The 18,673-nt window shown below is 46.9% G+C and carries 12 protein-coding genes; 1 reads left to right on the forward strand and 11 read right to left on the reverse strand.

Going from position 1 to position 18,673, the window contains the following annotated elements:
- Positions 1-184: 184 nt before the first annotated feature.
- On the forward strand, positions 185-1,006 hold the full coding sequence (locus GON05_RS10470) for a phytanoyl-CoA dioxygenase family protein (RefSeq protein ID WP_157319077.1): 822 nt from the start codon (positions 185-187) through the stop codon (positions 1,004-1,006).
- On the opposite strand, the gene GON05_RS10475 is transcribed toward GON05_RS10470, so the two are convergent.
- The 11 genes from GON05_RS10475 to GON05_RS10525 form a co-directional block, all read right to left on the reverse strand.
- A complete protein-coding gene (locus GON05_RS10475; protein ID WP_157319078.1) occupies positions 997-1,881 on the reverse strand; it encodes an AraC family transcriptional regulator in 885 nt (294 codons plus the stop codon). The two genes, GON05_RS10470 and GON05_RS10475, sit on opposite strands and share 10 nt — an antisense overlap.
- A 34-nt stretch (positions 1,882-1,915) precedes the next feature.
- Positions 1,916-4,108, reverse strand: a complete 2,193-nt coding sequence (locus GON05_RS10480; RefSeq protein ID WP_181646254.1) for a family 78 glycoside hydrolase catalytic domain — start codon at positions 4,106-4,108, stop codon at positions 1,916-1,918.
- A gap of 45 nt (positions 4,109-4,153) precedes the next feature.
- Positions 4,154-6,379 (reverse strand): helix-turn-helix domain-containing protein, encoded by a 2,226-nt coding sequence (locus GON05_RS10485; protein ID WP_157319080.1) that lies wholly within the window; start codon positions 6,377-6,379, stop codon positions 4,154-4,156.
- A gap of 106 nt (positions 6,380-6,485) precedes the next feature.
- On the reverse strand, positions 6,486-8,126 hold the full coding sequence (locus GON05_RS10490) for an extracellular solute-binding protein (protein ID WP_157319081.1): 1,641 nt from the start codon (positions 8,124-8,126) through the stop codon (positions 6,486-6,488).
- Positions 8,127-8,208: 82 nt separating this feature from the next.
- Positions 8,209-9,084 (reverse strand): carbohydrate ABC transporter permease, encoded by an 876-nt coding sequence (locus GON05_RS10495; RefSeq protein WP_181646283.1) that lies wholly within the window; start codon positions 9,082-9,084, stop codon positions 8,209-8,211.
- A gap of 17 nt (positions 9,085-9,101) precedes the next feature.
- Positions 9,102-9,962 (reverse strand): ABC transporter permease, encoded by an 861-nt coding sequence (locus GON05_RS10500; protein WP_338114039.1) that lies wholly within the window; start codon positions 9,960-9,962, stop codon positions 9,102-9,104.
- 396 nt (positions 9,963-10,358) lie between these two features.
- Positions 10,359-12,527 (reverse strand): glycoside hydrolase family 88/105 protein, encoded by a 2,169-nt coding sequence (locus GON05_RS10505; protein WP_157319082.1) that lies wholly within the window; start codon positions 12,525-12,527, stop codon positions 10,359-10,361.
- Between the two features lie 68 nt (positions 12,528-12,595).
- A complete protein-coding gene (locus GON05_RS10510) occupies positions 12,596-14,158 on the reverse strand; it encodes a type 2 periplasmic-binding domain-containing protein (protein WP_157319083.1) in 1,563 nt (520 codons plus the stop codon).
- 173 nt (positions 14,159-14,331) lie between these two features.
- Complete coding sequence (locus GON05_RS10515; protein WP_157319084.1) at positions 14,332-16,695, reverse strand: helix-turn-helix domain-containing protein; 2,364 nt, start codon at positions 16,693-16,695, stop codon at positions 14,332-14,334.
- A gap of 73 nt (positions 16,696-16,768) precedes the next feature.
- The gene (locus tag GON05_RS10520; RefSeq protein ID WP_127452493.1) at positions 16,769-17,635 is read right to left on the reverse strand and encodes a carbohydrate ABC transporter permease; all 867 of its coding nucleotides are present in this window, start codon (positions 17,633-17,635) and stop codon (positions 16,769-16,771) included.
- A 54-nt stretch (positions 17,636-17,689) separates the two neighbouring features.
- Entirely contained in the window at positions 17,690-18,658 is a 969-nt protein-coding gene (locus GON05_RS10525) for an ABC transporter permease (protein WP_157319085.1), read from the reverse strand.
- Positions 18,659-18,673: the final 15 nt, after the last annotated feature.

The raw sequence follows: 18,673 nt of genomic DNA on the forward strand, positions 1-18,673 counted from the left end.
TTTTGATAATATCCGAAATATGCCACTAAAATGCGGAGCGCTTTCAATTTTGCACATTCCAACCTTACATGATCCTCAGCTAATCTGCCTGAATCATCGGCGAATCCTCCTAGTTCTAACAGAGCGATGCTTCTATACTTATCTTATAAAGGAACGCCAAACCAATACGGAAAGGACGATCGCCATGAAGGAACAGCCATTCGGCCAACACCCGGCGGACCGCTACATCTCTCAGGATCAGATTGAATTTTATCGGGAAAATGGATTTGTTCAAGTCAATGATTTGTTGGATGGGGATGAGCTTGCCGCATTACGCGAATATATGGAGGAGTCGATGAGTGCGAAGGAAGGCTTATCGGTGAAAACGGGGAAAGACAACGCTGCATACGCCAAAGTGCTTAATCAAAAGGTGAACACCTGGAGAGATCACGGCGGCATGGCGACCTTCGCCTTTCACCCCCGATTTGCGGAAATTGCCTTACGTTTGACAGGTGCGAAAGGAATCCGTTTTTTCCACGATCATGCGTTATGGAAAATGCCCGGGGACACGAATGCCACGCCATGGCATCAAGACTCACCGAAGTGGCCGATGAATGAGGACGGCTGCATGAGCATCTGGATTGCGCTTGATGATGTGGATGAGAATAACGGCTGTATGATGTTCGTGCCGAAATCTCACAAGGTGGGGAAGTTAACGAATATCTCGTTGCATGATCCGGTTAATATTTTCGACTTTGTTCAAGGGACCGAAATAGCTGAACGGAAGCCGGTCGTCGTACCTCTGAAAGCGGGCAGCTGCACATTTCATGACGGTCTTACCTTTCATTATGCGCATGCAAATAAAACCGACAAGCCTAGACGCGCTTACGCCATCATCTATATGCCTGACGGTACCACGTTTAACGGGAAACCTCATATGGTTTTGGATGGGCAGACCTATACGCCGGAGGAACCGCTGCGCGGGCCTATGTTCCCGCTGCTTGCCAAAATCCCGGCTCAAAGCTGATCCTTTCGATACTGGCTGGGAGACATGCCGGTTAAGTGTCGGAACGTGCGGTTGAATAAGCTGACGTCCTCAAAGCCGACCTCTTGGGCAATCGCTATCATTTTGAGTTCCGTCTGGACCAACAGCCGTTTGGCAGCCATAATTCGCATTTCATTGCGGTATTCCAGAAACGTACGTCCTGTATTCGCTTTAAACTTGGCTTTGAAGGTGGAGACACTCATCCCGCACAGACGGCTAACCTCGGCCAGCTTAAGCTGCTTCTCCAGATGACGTTCAATAAAGCGGGCGATTTGTTCCATCGCCTGCTTTTCTGATGGACTCGCAAGCCTTACGCTTTCGTTGTTCTTGCGGTTGCAGCGGCTTAGAAAAACGAAACATTCCACGAGCTTAGATCGGATCATCGATCGATAGCCATGGTCTTTTACCGTAAATTCCCGAACAATTTCATCTAGCAATGACTTAAATACGCTCTGCTCGACTGGGGACAGCCATAGCGAGGGCTGATCTTTGACCGATTGGCGCATAAAGGGAACGACATAATAAAAATCAAAAAAGGAAGAGTCTTCCTTTAAGCTTTCCAACTCATGAAAAATCAGAGATGGATGAAACAGTACATTATAGACAAGAAGCTGTTCATGCTCCCCCACTCTGTAGGAATGTTCCATGCCGGGTTCAATGATGAACGCATCACCTGTATGAAGCCTGTGTTCAATTCCTTTATATGTATGCATCCCGCCACCTTCGACAATGTAGACAAATTCGACGAATTCGTGGCTGTGCGGAGCTACGTACCTTCCTGCCGGGAGTTCGAAGGGGGCTGCGTAGAATGGAAAAACATCGCTTTCCAGAAAGCGGTCATTGGTATGATTAACCATAAGCTTAGCCCCCTCTCCCTATACGTTTGTCCGCTTACTCCGCTCTTTTAACCGTGATACCTGGCGGGAAGCTTTCGGTCCATACCCCGTTGTTGTAACTGAGCTCTATCTTTCCGGTTGGCACTTGTACCTGCAGCGAAAACGATGTCCAAGATGCCGGAAGCTGCGGATAAAATGCGATTTCTTGCCAACCCGGCTTCGCAGGCTTCAGTCCAATAATGTCTTCAATCAGCACAGGAACGGGTCCGCTTGCCCAAGGATGGCATAGGCTGGTGTTCCATTTCTGATCCTTCCCCCATGCCTCGAAGCATGTTGTTGCTCCTTCTTTCAGCATATTCCCCCAAGAATGCTCATCCTCTGACGATAGCAAATCATAGATCAATTCATACTCTCCCACCTCTGCAAGTGCCTTCATAACGAAGTAGGAGAAATAAACGCCGCAAGCGAATCGTTTGGTTTGGATCATGTCTACGATAGCCATGACGGATTGATCAGGAGCGATGCCGAATAATAAAGGAAGAACATTGGCGTGCAGAGCATGATGCCTACTTTCTTCGGAATCTTTAAACAAGGCTTTCTCCTCATCATAGAAGGCGTCCAAGAAGCTTTTCTTTAATTTTGGCAGCCGATTCTCATAAGTGATGCCCAGCAAATCCCGCATCTCGTTCACAGTACGCACACAGCCGATAAATAACGCATTGATGACATTATGACAGCCAGGGCCAATCGGCTTGGTTAGTTCAAAATCATAGTTATCACGCAATCCTTGCGGCCAATCGACAAGATTCCATTTATCCGCAACGCCCTGCAGCAAGCCATCTTCACGTTCAAATTTCTCAAAATGCTGCAGCAACCCTTCCGCATACGGGTACATTTCTTGAAGAAAGGCCTTATCGCCACTGTAATTGAAATACGTCATGACCTGCATCGGCCACTGTAAAGAAAAATCAGCTATTTCCTGCATAAAATGTCCCGGTACAACGGCCATGAGCCCGCCACAGACGAAAGAGCTGCGTCCGAATTGCTCAATCGCCTTGCGATATAACCGTAAATCGCCGCTAAGCAGCATATGCGAGTGACCGATAATCGTATTGTCGCCCAAATATTGGCCTTTCTCTCGGCTGGGACAATCCACGAAGTTTTCCTGAGATCCGTATTGGACACCATTTTTGCATATATCAAAAATTTGATTCATCCGCTCATCCGAGCTGTGAAGCAAACAACTTTGCGCATCAAACGGATAATGTCTTACCAGAGCATGAAAGGATGCAGGACTCAGAGATTCCTCCGGTCCTTGCACCTCTACATAGCGGAACGCCTTGTAATCAAACGTTTGGAAGAAATCGCTGTCACCGGATAGTGTCCACTGATCATGGTAAAGGCAATTGCAGCGCATTTCGTAGCGTACCGCCTGATCCCCCGGCAGCAGTTCTTCTCCAGACCAGATTTGCACTTCTTCTCCCGCTTTTCCATGTGCCATCATGGCGAATTGGCCCGTCAGTTCCCCTCCGAAATCGATCAAATAATGACCAGGTGCCAGCTGACGGACATCCGATGGCTGCTTACGGTAAACATCAAGCACCGGAGTCGGCTGTTGAACAAACGTATAATCGATTGTCTCCGCAGCTTCCGTTTGCGGCCAATCGGAATCGTCATATCCGACTTCTGTCCACCCTCTCTCCGATTGCCTGGCGTCCACATGCTCGGTGAATTGCGTGTCATAGCCGAAAGCGACACCGGGCCGATTGTCATATACCCGCTTCGCTTTCCATGTACGATCTGTTTTAACCAGCAAATTCTCGCCTGCCCACAGTTCTGCTATCACACCTTGCCTGTAGTCGGCGCTGTTATAAGCGCGATTTAATAGCCCTTGATAATAGACATGAATGGCAATCACATTTTCCCCGGCCTTTAAACTTGAACCAACATGAATACGATTGAAATAGTAATGATACGCATCGCTTTGAGCCGGCCCCTGACAAACGAACTCGCCGTTTATATACAGCTTGTAATAATCATCCGCCGTTAGATGAAGCCAGATCTCCTCCTCATTCAAGCTCTTCTCATCCAACCTAAATACGGATCTTACATACCAATGGTGATGCTGTAAATCGGTTCGATGCGGTTCTACCTCACGTACTTCAAGCTCTTTATGGTAGAGATCAGGCTTTTTTACATTTATAAATGAATGATCAGTCAACCAATCTGCCTGCCACTTTGCTGACAACCGAACCATCTCCTCTTTAATCATAAGTACACGCCAGACTCCGTATTACAGTATTTTGTCAGTGAAACGTTTCTTCCGAAAATCGCTCGGCGGGAAGCCGGTCAACTTCTTAAACGCTCGGTTAAACGAAAAATAATGCTCATAACCAACGAGTCCGGCGATATCCTGTATCGAAGTCCCCGTTTCTTCGAGAAGCTGCTTCGAATGAAAGATGCGCAGCGCCGTTAAATAATCGATAAAATTTTCACCTGTTTCTTCTTTAAATAAGCGGCTGACGTAATTTTTACTTAGTGAAAATTGTTCGGCAAGCAGCTGCAGGGACAAATCTGCATTTGCGTAATGGGCATCAATATAGGCTTTCACATCGTGAATCAGCAGCCTGTGATTTTTAGTTTCACGCAGCTGCTTCCATAGCTCGGCAACGGTGCTGAGCCGTTCCAGAAGAATCTTTCTGATATCGTCCATCGTTTCGAATCGGTCAATTGCCTGGGAAATAGGAACGAGTCCCTCCACTCGCCATGACTCGGTATATTCGCTGGGAAATTCAGACAATTCACGTGTAAACGTAAAGGTCATATAGTAAAGAAGGTTCTTCAACTCATCCCGGGTATACAACTCGCGATTGATCGCTTTGAATAGAAAATCGAATTGGTTATACCATTCATCGTTTCCGCTTTTATACAACTGAACGATCGTGCGGATTAACTGTAAAATATCAAATATCTCGGTTTCCGTCTGCCGCGCAATGACCTCATAATGAATAACGCGATTATTTCCCAATGCGGAGCGGTACTGCACAGCCTTAACAGCCTGCTCGTAGGATTCGCCGATATCCTCCGAACACTCCGTCTTTTTCCCTACGCCGATCGTTACTGTGAAGGCAAGATTGGCTTCAACCCACTCCCGCATACTCTCACAAATGGCGCTAATATCACTCATCGAAAGTTCGTCGTCCGCGCCAAACAGAATGCTCATTTTATCCACAGATATCCATTCACTCCAAATACCTATTCCATACTGTTCAGCGGTTTCTTTCAACACGTTCGACAAGACAAATTTCAAGAGCACCTGATCTCGCGTAGAATAGCTTTCTGTAAAATCACTAATTCTATCGATCTCCAATTTAGCCGTATTAAAAGAATGCCAATTGCAAGGGAAGCCAAAGTTATGCATCTCTTCGATCAATTCGTCTTGGCTGATGGGACGATCCCCTGTCAGGAGTTCTTGGAAAAAATATTTTTGGCGATACGGCAAATTTAAATTACTCTCCGACTGATAACGATCAGCGAAATCAATAATTTTGTCTACAGCCGCATCGACAACTGAAATCAATTCTCCACCTGGCTGCCTGACGTTTAAATAATCGGATATTCGGCTCATACTCGCATCAATCGGTCTTGCATAGCGTTTGGACAGGTAGATAATTAAGGCTGAAGCAATCAGAACCATCACAACTCCGATAATGATCCAACTATAGTAAAGCTCGGAAAAAAAGCCATAATGGTAGGATTCTTTTATCCCGCTGTTGAACGTCCACCCCGTCTCCTCAAACTTCAAGTTAAGGATATCCTTATTGGCTTTAACTTTACTTTGCCCAATGAGCTGCCCTGCTTGATCCACTAATGTAATCGAACTGATGGAGTTGGCAGAGATGTTTTGCAACCAAGAGGTCAGGCTGGAAACATCGATATTCACAATGAGGATACCACTTGGTTCTGTTAGAAAAGGGACCTTTTTCACGAGGGATACAACTTGAGCATCATAAGGTTGAGAAGGAAGAACTTTGTAGGTTCTTACATTCGTCCAAATGCTTGGAAGCGGCTGCTTTATCTGCTCCTGTACGAAATCGCGATCACCAAACTCTGCAAGTGGCAGGTACATTTCCGTACCGAGCACCGTCATATCGATATTGCGATAGAAGTAAATGGATTGAATGAAGGGAAAACCCGCCTGGACCTGCCTGAAAAGCTCCGCCACCTTACTGCGCAGCAAATACGGGTTAACATCAGAATCGTGAAGCTGAAACATATACTGATTAAACTCCCTGTTATTAACGGTTGCCGCATTCACATTCTGATCGATGTTGCCAAGAATCGAGTTAAGCTGAAGCATGGTATATCGCGTAAATGCTTCATTGGCACTCACAGTTTGCGTTTGGGACTGCTTATTCATTGTCATGAAGAAAACAAAAAACAAGATGAATACAAGCAAATAGACAATTGGCAAGTAGGTTGTGACCAAACGGTAAAACCAAGAATGTTTCTTTAACATGGCATGCTCTCCTCGGTCATCGAAATGAAACGGCGAAACCGTCTATTAGGGACGGTACGAACAAGGCTGTCGGCAGAAATCTACCGACAGCATTTTTCGTACTCTTTTAGTTAAAATTCATAGAAAGTAAGTCGTTCTGGCTAACCATCGTATCCTTATTTTTCGTATACCAATCCTGATACCAGGCCTCCAGCTTATCGCCATCCGATTTTTTCCAAAGATTGATCGCATCCTGTTTGGCTTGAGCCGAAGTATACGAAGATCCGCTTACAATCGCTTTATTCCATAAGTCTCCAATCGGATTGCTGGTGGAATCAAGCAAGTTCTTGGAGATGAACTGCATGTCAGCAGGCAGTGTAGGCATGAACCCGCCAAGCGTGATGCTGGCTAACGGGCGGTCCTTTGTAATATTCAAGCTGAAAACGTCCTTGCCGAGATCGTAAAACTCCTTCTGAAGCGGATTGCTTTGATCAAAGCCCTTCATCGTCGTATCAAACTCGTTATAAACGTATTGGCCGCCTAACATACGGAAGTCGCCCAACCAGTCCAGCTCCTTCTTATTTTTCTCCGCATTAATCGGAACCTCTTTGTTATTTTCAACTTTGTAATGTGTGCCTTCAATGCCGCTATAGGTGGTTTTGACCCACTCCGGTGAGCTCAAATAATCAATCATTTTGATGGCCGCTTCAGGATCTTTCGTTTTGGCGTTCAACACACCCGTCAACTGCACCGGTGGATTGAAATCAGGCGAAAAGCTGCCAAATTGGCTGGAAGGTAGTGCGATGGCCACCAGCTTGGCATCCGGGACATTTTTACGCAAGGTTTCGTATTGAGAAGTAAACACTTTGTATGAGCCTGCAGCTGTATAGATCCCTATTTTACCTGTAACAAAATCCTGCTCGGCTTTCTTTCCATTCTTATCGGTTAGAAAATCCTTATCAACGATGCCTTCATCGAAAAGCTTCTTGCGGAATGCGTTCGCAGCCTCGGCCCGATCCCAATCCTTCACCCATTTGCCGTCTTTGAGAATCCAGGTCACATTCTGGAACATAGGATCAATTAAGCTGCCGCCTCCGGCCATATTCAAACCATATGTATCCTTCTTGCCGTTACCGTCAGGGTCTTGCGTTGCAAACGCTTTCGCAACTTGAAACAATTCATCCGACGTTTTTGGCACCGATAGCTTCATCTTATCCAGCCAATCCTGCCTAATCACCGTATAACTGTATGGCACATAACCAAGAATACGGCCCAAGTCATAAATTTTTCCGTCATCTCTCGTGCTCAGCTTTTTGAGAAGAGGAAATTTATTTAACAACTGCTTGTATGTTGTGCTATTTTTTTCAATCAAATCTCCGATGGGCATGATCTGTTTTTGTAAATACAGTTGATTGCGGAATCCCACATCGTATTCTAAAATAACATCCGGCGCTGACCCTGACGCGACAAGGGTATTCAGCTTGTTAACGGATTCCGCACGTGGGACGGGCGATATTTTCAAATTGATTCCTGTTTTTTCCTGGATGAATTTCGTCCAGATGTTGTTTTCGGCAGTCCCGAGATCAGGTGCAATCGTTCCCCGATCATAAAACGACATCGAGAGGGACATGGCACGCGCAGATGCCGAAGCAGCAGGTGTGGTTGATGTTTGTTGAGCTTCTCCCGTCTTACTGTCGGAGCAGCCTGCCAGTGACGTTGCCGTAAGCGTCAACGCAACCGTGGAGATGACTAGCGCTTTTTTGTTCATATAAGAACCCTCCTGTTTAGTATTGTATACAAGCATTCTTCTTTTAGGAAGAGCAGACTTGTCAGAATATCAGATGTTCAACCTATCCTTTGACTGAACCAATCATTACGCCTTTCACAAAATACTTTTGCAAAAAAGGATATAAGATCAGCATTGGTACGATCATGACAAATACCCCTGCCGCTTTAATCGACTCCGGTGTGATGGATGTAAGGTCTTCCGAAGACGTGTTTGCAATTTCCTGCAGCAGCTGCTGGCTGGAAATCATTTGCTGAATAAGTACAGCGAGCGTATTCTTACTGGAGTCGTTGATGTAAATCATGACACTGAAAAACGAGTTCCAGTAGCCGACACCGTAGAAAAGCGTAAGTGCGGCGATTACCGGCAAGGAAAGCGGCAAAATAATCTGAAGCATCAGCCTGATCTCTCCACAGCCATCGATACGGGCGGCTTCTTCAATCTCCTCTGGAAAGCCGTTAAAGAACGAACGCATGACCAGCATGTTATAAACGCTTATCAATCCAGGCAGCCAAAGTGCGCCATAGGTATTGATCAATCCGAGTGATTTAATAACAAGATAAGTAGGAATTAATCCTCCATTGAAAATCATTGTAAACACAATCAGCATGGTAAAAAATTTGCGGCCGTACATAAATTTTTTCGATAAGGGGTATGCCCCTAATAAGGTGAACAGCATGCTGAGGAACGTTCCGACCACTGTCACCTCGACACTATTCCGAGCCGCTTGCAAAATGCGTGTGCCTGTAAAAAGCTTATGGTACGTCTCGAAATTCCATCCGATCGGCCATAAGCTGACAAATCCGGATAAGATGGCATCATTGGTACTGAGAGACAAAGCGAGCATATGCAGCATGGGGAGTAGGCAGCTGACAGCGATAACGCCAAGAAGGACATAATTGATCAAGTAGAAGATCTTTTCTGTAGACGAAGCTTTAATGAGAATACCCTCCTTTTCTACCAAAGACTATTGCCTGTTCGTTTGGCAATTACGTTGGCTGCAATGACGAGCAATAAGGCCACCATCGACTCGAAAAAGCCCATTGCCGTAGCCAGACTAAACTGGCCGCCATTAATGCCCACCCGAAAATTCCAGGTGGAGATGACATCCGAGACTGCGGATACCGCCGAATTCTGCAGCACATAAATTTGGTCGAAGCTGACCTCCATGAAGTGGCCAACCGATAGCACAAACATGATCGCAATGGTCGGCAATATAGCCGGTAATGTAATACTCCAAATCTGCCTTAGCTTACCTGCTCCATCCATGCTGGCCGCTTCGTACAGTGACGGGTCAACGGCAGCAAGAGCGGCCAAATAAATGATGGCGTTCCAACCTGCTTCTTTCCATATCCCACTGCCTACAAATATCGCGATCCAACTGTTCTCTTTGTACAAAAAAGGATAAGGTGTATCTGACCACTGGGTAACAAAGTGATTCAGGAACCCTTTTTCCTGGGCAAACACGAGGGCAATAATACCGCCAATGATGACCCAGTTCAGAAAATGAGGTAAATACACAAGGGTTTGCACCAGTTTTTTAAACCACAACTTCCTCGCTTCGTTCAAAAGAATGGCTAACAAAATGGGGAACGGAAACCCGACAACAATTTGTAGGAAGCTCAGAATAATCGTATTGCGGATAATTCGCAGCATTTGAGGTTGCGAGAACAGAATCTCGAAGTTTTTGAAGCCTACCCAGGGACTTCCGAATACGCCATCACCAAAATTGTACTCTTTAAAGGCAATAACCAAGCCTCCGATAGGGGCATATCGAAAGATAAGAAAAAAGGCTAGCGCCGGTAAAAACATAAGCATAATGGGGACGTTTTGCCGGAAACGCATGCGATCGAATCCCCGTCTTCTATTGAGCTTTCCAGATACTGTCGTATTGAGCAGCTTTTCTATTTGTCTCACCTTCCTCAAAATTTGATATCAGTTCAATAACCTTGAATCGCCTTGCCAAACTCTGGATTTATCTTATCTCCTGTTCTCAGCCCTCACAATTCACACATTTCCGGGTAGATCACATTTCTTACATAGCCATCTGATCTCACCTTTTTCACTTACCTCAACTTTTTCAATGTGGGAAAAGCTGCAAAGACCAAAAACCCCCTCCATGTCTCACCTGGAGGGGGTTTGATACGAGAGAACGCTTCAAGAACGCTACCCGTTACTGGGAAAGAACGCTATAATACTGCTTCAAGAACGCTGTCAAGATGAGCCCAAATGGCGCTCCAACTGCAGCACTTCAATACCAGCAAGCAGCACAATACCGATGCCGTGCGTATCATTTAACAGCCAGGAGAGATCATCTTTATAGTAGCCAACGCTATACGAATATCCCGAACCGCGGCACACACCGTACACGTTGCCGAATTTATCGATGGAGATGCGAGCCATTCCGTTCCATCCTTTATGAATCGCTGCGATATACCTCTCCGTTTCTGTCAGCCAGCCATATCGTACGCCGCGAGCAAATGCATACAAGAACATGGAGGTACACGAGGTCTCCTCATACGAGGCAGGTTCTGTCAGCACTTGGTGCCACAGGCCGTTCTCCCCTTGCAGGCGCAAGTAACCTTCGCTCAGTTCATTGAAGAATTCCAGCAGCTCGTTGCGCTGTGCGTGGTCGTCAGGCAACACAGCCAGTAATTCGGACAGGGAGAAAATCACCCAGCCATTGCCGCGGCCCCAAGCAATTTTCGTAGGCTTGTCGATCCCGAAGTCATAGACGTGAGACATGATTTGCAGCTCAGGGATGTACAATTTTTTCTTAAATTGGATGAATTGATTTGCTGCATCCTCCAGGTAACGGATTTCACCCGTCCGCTGGTAGCAGCGGCACATGTACGGCACGCTCATGTACAAATCGTCGCACCACAACGTCGCGTTCGGGAAATCGACATGCTTCGGCTTGCGGTACAGCGATCCGTCAGGCAGTCGATCCTGCTGATTGCTAATATAATTCGCAATCACATCGGCAATCCGCTCAGCGCCTTGAAGCGGCTGATTTTGCAACGCAAGCAGCATCGTTGCTCCGAATGAGCCGCAATCATCCAAGCTATCCAGTGTCGCCAGCGTGTTCAGCACACCGGAGGCGCCGTATTGGGCTTTATCCCAGCCCGCATAGGTGTAGAGCCGCGTGCATGTTTCAATATGCTTGTAGACATATTGCAGCAAATCGTCGCGACCGAGCAACTTTCCGGTCTGCAGCATCCCGTAGAGCGTCACGCCAAGCGGATAGTTCCACTTGCCGAACAACGCATTCTCCGTGAACGGCCGCACCCACGTGTTTGGCTGATCCAGACGCCAGAACGTTCCACCTTCCTGCGTCTCCACCAAGGCAAACAGCGAAGCTTCAACATCAGGCATCACGTCCTCTGCACCGAACGGCCCTAGGTACAGCCACTCGTCCTTCGCCCCATGTACGGGATAAGGCTCTACAAGCTCAATGCCTGCCGAAAGGGAGTCCAGACGAAATCCTGCGCTCCCGTTCGCACCAAAACATTGGATGACGAGGTTATGCTCACCGTACGCTAACTTCACCACGGCATGGAAAGCGCCTGCTTTGTCGATGCTGGCTTGCAGTTTCCCATCCACATAAATGGCAAGGCTTCCTTCCGCATGACCACTCAATTCAACCTGCCGCGGTTCAGCCGAAAAGGAGCGAAGCTTCGTCCAAGCGAGCACATACCCCTCGTTCAGTTCGCAGAAGATGCGGGCCACCGGGTTTTTCGCCTGCTCGGCATCACTCCACGCCAGCTCCGGATACCAAGCGATGCCGTGATCTCCTTCCGTGCTTCCCTCGCCCGGGAGCTCGCTCCACACATGATCCTGCGGAGCGGTGTAGATCCAGCCTTCGTGGCCGAATCGCTCGGGTGAAGGTGCCAGGAAATGAACCGGGTTGCTCTTATAAGAACCTGGGCCAAGCGAACCTCCACAGCCCGCTTCCGTTTTTGTAAACTGGAACACAAAGTGATTCCAGCCTTTCTTCATCTGAATCGTCACGACTGTTCTGCGTTTCGGATTCAGTTCATCGGCGATATTCGCTTTATATATGGGTTGCCCATTCGCATACAAAATGAGCGGACCATAGCAGTGCAAGATGAAATTGAGCGGTGTCTCCACGTCACTCCAATATTGCGACCATGCGTAAACGATCTGTCCGTTCTGAATCTCGGGAAACCGGTTTACAAAATGAAAGTCATAACTATAATCGTGATTCTTCAATATGCCATTAGCACAAAAAGCTCGGTATGCCATCGGATGAGGCGGGTTGTTGCCTACATGTCTGTCGGCTACTGTAGCTAATATTTCGCTTACGTGGTCTCCACATTTCGTATAAATGCTCTCATTGATGTCAATATAACGCTCAGCCATGGTCTCTTCCTCTCCCATTCCAATGCAGAAAGGGGCGAAGTTTCCCCGCCCCTTGCCAGATTTAATTTTTATTTAGCCGCTGCGCCAGCGCTGCGTTTTTGGTACGCATCCGTCATCTCTTGGCTCATTTTCGCCAAATCCGCATCTGTTTTAGCTTTTGTCACGAAATCGTCCCAAGCGGTAATCGGCTCACGGCCCAGAATGATTTTTGTTTTCAAATCTTGTACTTTTTTCTCAAACTCAGGCAGCAGCTTTTGCGCTGTTGGCGAGTACAGACCGATACTGATATCGGCTACGCTTGTTTTGGCACGATCATCTTGGATCTTCATAAACAGATCGTTTGCTTCTTTCGGGAAGTATACCTTCGTAGAGCTCGCATATGGATCTGCTACATAGACAATTTGGTTAAAGTCAGGACCGTTATCTTTGGCCAGCTGCTCGGTGTTGATCACTTTTTGGCCATCTTTCACCGTGTAATCCACACCTTCGATGCCGTATTGCTGAATAGCGAATACATCGTCATTCATCCATGTATCGACCATTTTCAAGATGCGTTTCATTTTCGCTTCAGGTACGGATTTCGGGATTGAGATCATACCGGAGAAGCCAGGGCCTTTCGGATTGTATCCATTCATATTGGTCAACGGATAGAAATCAGTTGGCTTCATGTTCGGATCGATTTTTTTCAACAATTCGTAGTGATCGTTCATCGTGCCCGCTTTATCCATAATGATGCCCGCTTTACCGCCATTGAACAGATCCGCTGCCTGTGACAGCTTGTAGGAGGCGAAATCTTCCGGCAGCAGCTTATCTTTGTACATTTTAGTCAAGTATTCAATAGAAGTGCGAGTTTCAGGCAGCAGCGCGGTATTGACGATTTTGCCGTCGACCAGCTTCCATTTATCGTTTTTCACGTTCGCGCCTGTGAAGCTGTTCTCAATCATCGCAAGCGTTCCCATATCTGCCGGAGGCGTCATGAAGGCCGCGAGTGCCGTTGTATCGTTTTTGCCGTTTTTATCCGGATCTTTCTCCGCAAAGGCTTTCATAACCGTGTACAGCTCGTCGGTTGTTGTTGGCACCTGCATCCCGAGATTGTCGAGCCAATCCTTGCGAATAATGAAGAAGGAATCGGCTTCAGCTGGGCGAGGACGCGGAATCCCGTAGTTTTTGCCATCCTGCATTTTCGTCAGGTCCCAAGCTGTTTTGGAGATTTTGGAATTCAAGTTCGGATAATCTTTAATGTAAGGAGTCAAATCCCAGAAGGCGCCTTGCGATACGGAATTACGGAAAACTGACGTGAACGGATCGTTAATCGTGATCAAATCAGGAATATCGCCGGATGCCAATGTCACATTCAACTTATCCGTATAGTTATTACCGGACACCCATTGAATTTTCATCTTGGAGTTAGTTGCTTTTTCAATCGCTTGTTTAATTTTGTTATCATCTGCTGCCGGAGACGGCGTAAGCAAGATCGTCATGATGTTCACTTCAAGCGGTGCTTCCGTTCCGCCTGCGGCATTACTTTTTCCCGTATCCGCTTTGTTCCCGCATGCAGCCATGACACTGGATAATGCCAGCATCAGGATCATTGAGCCCAAGACTACTTTTTTGTTTTTTCTTACTTTCATTTTGTGATCCTCCCTTGTTATGAACTTCTGTGTATCGAACGCCTTAACAGAGCACAAGGTTGACAATAGTACATTCCACTTTGATCGACAATCGGACTTTTTTGTACCGCATTTCCAGCCATTCTAGGACTATCTTGCAGCTTGCACTTCGATGCACAAAGGCTTCAAATCCCTTATTCCGTGCGGTTTACCTCGCGAAATTGACTTGGTGTAATGCCTTCATACTTTTTGAAAAGCCGATTGAAATAACTATGCTGATAGCCAATCGCATCGGCGACTTCGTTGATCTTCATATCCGTTTCGACGAGCAAAGACTTGGCGTTGCTAATCCGAATATTCGTCAAGAAATCGATAAAATTAATCCCGGTTATCTGCTTAAAAGCCCTGCTTAACGTATATGGACTTGTGCCGAATAAATCGGCGCACGATTCGAGCGATAATTGCGTCATGTACTGCTCACGTAAATGAGCGATGACCTGCTCGATGATCTGCTTGAAATGATAATCCTGCCGGGAGATCATCTCCTGAACGAAAACCGCAATCACTTTGTGCTGAAACCACTTGAGCATTTGCTCTGGCTCTTTAATTTGCGCAAGCTGCTCAAACAAGTTCACACTGCCGAACAGCTGCACGGGATTCATCCCGGATTGCAAGGACGCATACCGAATGCTGCCCAAGAGCTGCAGCATGCCTTGCTGAAGCATAAATTCGGTCGAGCCGTTCGCCGCCAATTCCTTCATAAATTGACCGATCAAATCAACAGCATCTGACTCCTGACCATTGCGAATCGCATGAATAATTTCTTTATCCAAGGTGAACGGGTAGCCGGTTTCCTTGAAGACATTGAGCTTGGAAAGCTGCTCCGTCTTAATAATCTGATTCTCGTCAAGCAGATCTCGATATACCAACGCTTGCTTCACTTCCTCGAACAAATGTGGAATTTGTTTCACGTTGTGAACCCATTTGCTGACCGATATCGTAACCTGCATTTTCAGAATTCGGTTAATTGCGAGAATGATTTCTTGGCACGCCTGCTCCAAATCATCCTCTAACCAGGTTAACGGGTGAGCTGCGGGAAAGGATAGCAGAACCCCAATCGAAAAGTTATGGAAATTCATGATTTCCGCTTGTTCATATTGGCTTGTGAACAACTCATCGATAATGTTGGCGGCGGCGAACGTCACAAGACTTTCATCGCCTTGCGAGAACCTTCCCTCCAGGTTGGCAAAACCCGTCAATTGAATCACAAGCGCTACAAATTGACGCTGCTCCGTTTCCCAGCCATAGCGCTTCATCCGCTCCTTCAAGTCGCTCTCTTGCAGAGAAATCAAGTAGCCTTGCGCCAGCTGGAGGAAAAAACCCTCCCGCAATAGCGGCATTTGCTCTTTAAGTTTGTGCCGCATCGTCTCGGTTTCCTTGGACATATGCTGCCAGTGCTTCTCGATCATGGCAAATTCGTCCTTCACCTCAGCATTCTTTTCACCGGACAACAGGGTCAGCAGCCGCTGTACGGGATGATAGATGCGGCGGGACACGAACCAAGAGAGCAGCAGCGCAATGAGTAGACCAGAGAAACTAAGAATTAATATCCACTTGGAAATGGAAACAACCGGGGCGGTAATGGACGATAGTGGCGCAGCGGAGATATACACCCACTTCTGGCCCAGCCGGTTAAAATGACCGTACGAAACCGAATACGAAACCTTCTGATAGTCAAATAACAACGATTCAGGCTTCGCGTCGTTCACCGCTGCTTCCCCTAAATCCGCTTGATGCTTCATGTAAGCTTGTTTAAGCGCTTGATCGAGTTTTGATCCTTCCGCCCCGCTGCTGCTGGATAAATTCCAGTTGTCCTCCTCATTAAAAAGCATCGTGACGCCCTCATCATAAGGAGTTAGCGTTTTTAGCACCTTTAACAAGTTATCCTGATTCAATGTGGCAACAAGAGCACCGAAGGGTTCGGTGCTGTCGCCGGGAATTTTATTCACAATCGTAAGCTCCTGCTTGCTCGTTCCTTGAATCTTCGGAAACGTCCAGAACATCGACTTATCATGCTTAAGCAAGGTCTCGTAATTCTCGACATCCGCCGAATCACCTAGAAATTTGTACCGTTCCGTTGTGAAGACGAGCGGACGCGGTTTGTCCAGAAACAGCTCTACTTTCTGCAGAAAAGGATGTGAGCTCTCAAGAGACAACAGGGTCCGGTACATATCCTGAACCGTCTCATAATTATAGGCAAAGTTAAGCGTCTTCAATTTATCGTCAAACTTGGAGTCGAACGCCCAATGCGATACCGTCATTTCGAGAAAAGCAAGCTGGTCGTCGATATTCGCCGCCCGATTACTAATCTGATTCTGGTGAAGTCCCTGGAGCTCTTCCTCCACATTGTTCGTGGCGATCCAATAAATACTGAGGCCGGTAATGAGCCCGGGAATGCTTGCCATAATGAGAATCATCGCAAGGCTTTTCCAGAAGAAGCGATTGTTATATTTATATTTTTGAAAATAGCCGAGTAACGCGCCCCAAATTCCAGTCAAGATGCTCACCTTCCAAATACTATTTTTTTACACGATTCGACATCTAGAGCTGGAATCCCTCCCCTTCGGGTCGTTACCCTTTGACTGATCCTACCATGGCACCTTTGGCAAAATGCTTTTGCAAGAAAGGATATACCACCAAAATGGGAACCGTTGCAACAATGACCGCAGCCATTTTTAATGTTTCAGAAGGAGGCGGTACCGAGGAAACATCCATCCGCAGATCCGTGTTATTCGCATTGAGCAAAATGTTTTGCAGCATCACTTGCAGAGGCCATTTGCTGGCATCGTTAATATAAATCAAGGCATTAAAGAACTGGTTCCAGTAAGCGACCGCATAAAACAACCCGAATGCAGCCAGCGAAGGGAGCGACAACGGCAATATAATCCGAAAAAAGGTCGACAAGTCGTTGCACCCGTCCATTGAAGCGGATTCCTCCAGCTCGGCGGGGATACTGTCGAAAAAGCCTTTCATCAAAATGACGTTCCAACCGCTCGCAAGTGCCGGTAAAATGAGCGACCACAGGCTATCGATGAGGTGCAAATTACGTACCAGCATATAGTTCGGAATCATACCAGGATTAAACAATATGGTGATGAGAATCGCGATCAGAGCGAATCGTCTGCCGCGAAGCCTTTTTCTGGATAACGTATACGCCAAGGAAGCGGTGAAGATTAAGCTTAGCGCGGTACCGACTAGAGTCACGTAGACGCTAACACCGATCGATTTTGGAAAAGCGCCTGTCGCCATCAGAAATTTATACGATTCAAGCGACCACACCTTCGGAAAGAGCACGAAGCTTTCCTTCAAATATTCCGTGGGATCGGTAAAGGAAACGACAAACACATAATACAGCGGGAAAAAGGTGATGATGCCGACAAGACCCAGCAATACGATATTCCCTATGTTAAACAACCGGTTTCCCAATCCTTCTTTCATATAATTCCCTCCTAAGGACATTGCTATAGCTATGTCTCTCCATAGATATGGACGCTAGTAAACCCCTTCTTCGCCCATTTTTTTCGAAATCCAGTTTGCCACTACGACCAACACCAAGCCTACAATCGATTTGAACAAACCGGCAGCGGTACTGTAGCTAAACTCGCCTTGTTGAATACCGACCCGGTACACATAGGTATCAAATACTTCAGCCACATGGGAAACGGCGCCATTGTACATCAGGAATACCTGCTCAAAGCCAACATCGAGCATATGGCCGAGGCGCAAAATGAGCAGAGTGATGATCACGTTGCGGATCGCCGGCAGGGTAATATGCCACATTTGGCGAAGTCGGCTCGCCCCATCAATTTTAGCGGCTTCATAAACCCCTGGGTCAATGCTTGCCATCGCGGCCAGAAACAGAATCGTCCCCCAACCACATTCCTTCCAGATCGATTGCAAGGTCAACATGCCCCAGAACGTATCTGGATTCGTTAAAAAATCAATCCTGGCCAAGCCCAGTCCTTCCAGAACTTTATTGACCAATCCTTCACCTTTGGCAAACATGAGGAACGTCAAGCCGGAAATAATGACCCATGACAAAAAGTGCGGCATGTAGACGATCGATTGAATGACCCGCTGATACACCACACTGCGAAGCTCATTCAAGAGCAATGAAAGCACAATAGGCAGCGGGAAAAAGAGCACGAGGTTCAGCAAATTAATGGCCATCGTATTCCGGAAAAGCAGCATAAAGTCCGGATTGGTAAAAAATCGTTCGAAATGCTCGAACCCCACCCATTCACTGCCGGTGATGCCGGCAAACGGCGAAAAGTTCTGAAATGAAATGACGACGCCCCACATCGGGGCAAATTTGAATATCAGAAAAAACAATGCGCCTGGCAGGCCAAGCAAATATAAATATTTATCCCGCCTTAGATCTCTTATAATGCCCCTCTTATGCCATTCTCGGGACTTCGCTAATTGGTCAGATGCCGTAGATTCCGGTTGCATGAGTGCCATCCTCGCCATTCCCCT

Origin of the sequence: Paenibacillus anseongensis (genome assembly GCF_009757995.1) — a bacterium.
In the GTDB taxonomy this organism is placed as follows: domain Bacteria; phylum Bacillota; class Bacilli; order Paenibacillales; family NBRC-103111; genus Paenibacillus_E; species Paenibacillus_E chondroitinus.

Excerpts from the sequence above, each read along its gene's own strand:
- GON05_RS10470 (WP_157319077.1), top strand. The coding sequence starts at position 185 with ATGAAGGAACAGCCATTCGGCCAACACCCGGCGGACCGCTACATCTCT.
- GON05_RS10475 (WP_157319078.1), bottom strand. The coding sequence starts at position 1,881 with ATGGTTAATCATACCAATGACCGCTTTCTGGAAAGCGATGTTTTTCCA.
- GON05_RS10485 (WP_157319080.1), bottom strand. The coding sequence starts at position 6,379 with ATGTTAAAGAAACATTCTTGGTTTTACCGTTTGGTCACAACCTACTTG.
- GON05_RS10490 (WP_157319081.1), bottom strand. The coding sequence starts at position 8,126 with ATGAACAAAAAAGCGCTAGTCATCTCCACGGTTGCGTTGACGCTTACG.
- GON05_RS10500 (WP_338114039.1), bottom strand. The coding sequence starts at position 9,962 with ATGCTTATGTTTTTACCGGCGCTAGCCTTTTTTCTTATCTTTCGATAT.
- GON05_RS10505 (WP_157319082.1), bottom strand. The coding sequence starts at position 12,527 with ATGGCTGAGCGTTATATTGACATCAATGAGAGCATTTATACGAAATGT.
- GON05_RS10510 (WP_157319083.1), bottom strand. The coding sequence starts at position 14,158 with ATGAAAGTAAGAAAAAACAAAAAAGTAGTCTTGGGCTCAATGATCCTG.
- GON05_RS10520 (WP_127452493.1), bottom strand. The coding sequence starts at position 17,635 with ATGAAAGAAGGATTGGGAAACCGGTTGTTTAACATAGGGAATATCGTA.
- GON05_RS10525 (WP_157319085.1), bottom strand. The coding sequence starts at position 18,658 with ATGGCACTCATGCAACCGGAATCTACGGCATCTGACCAATTAGCGAAG.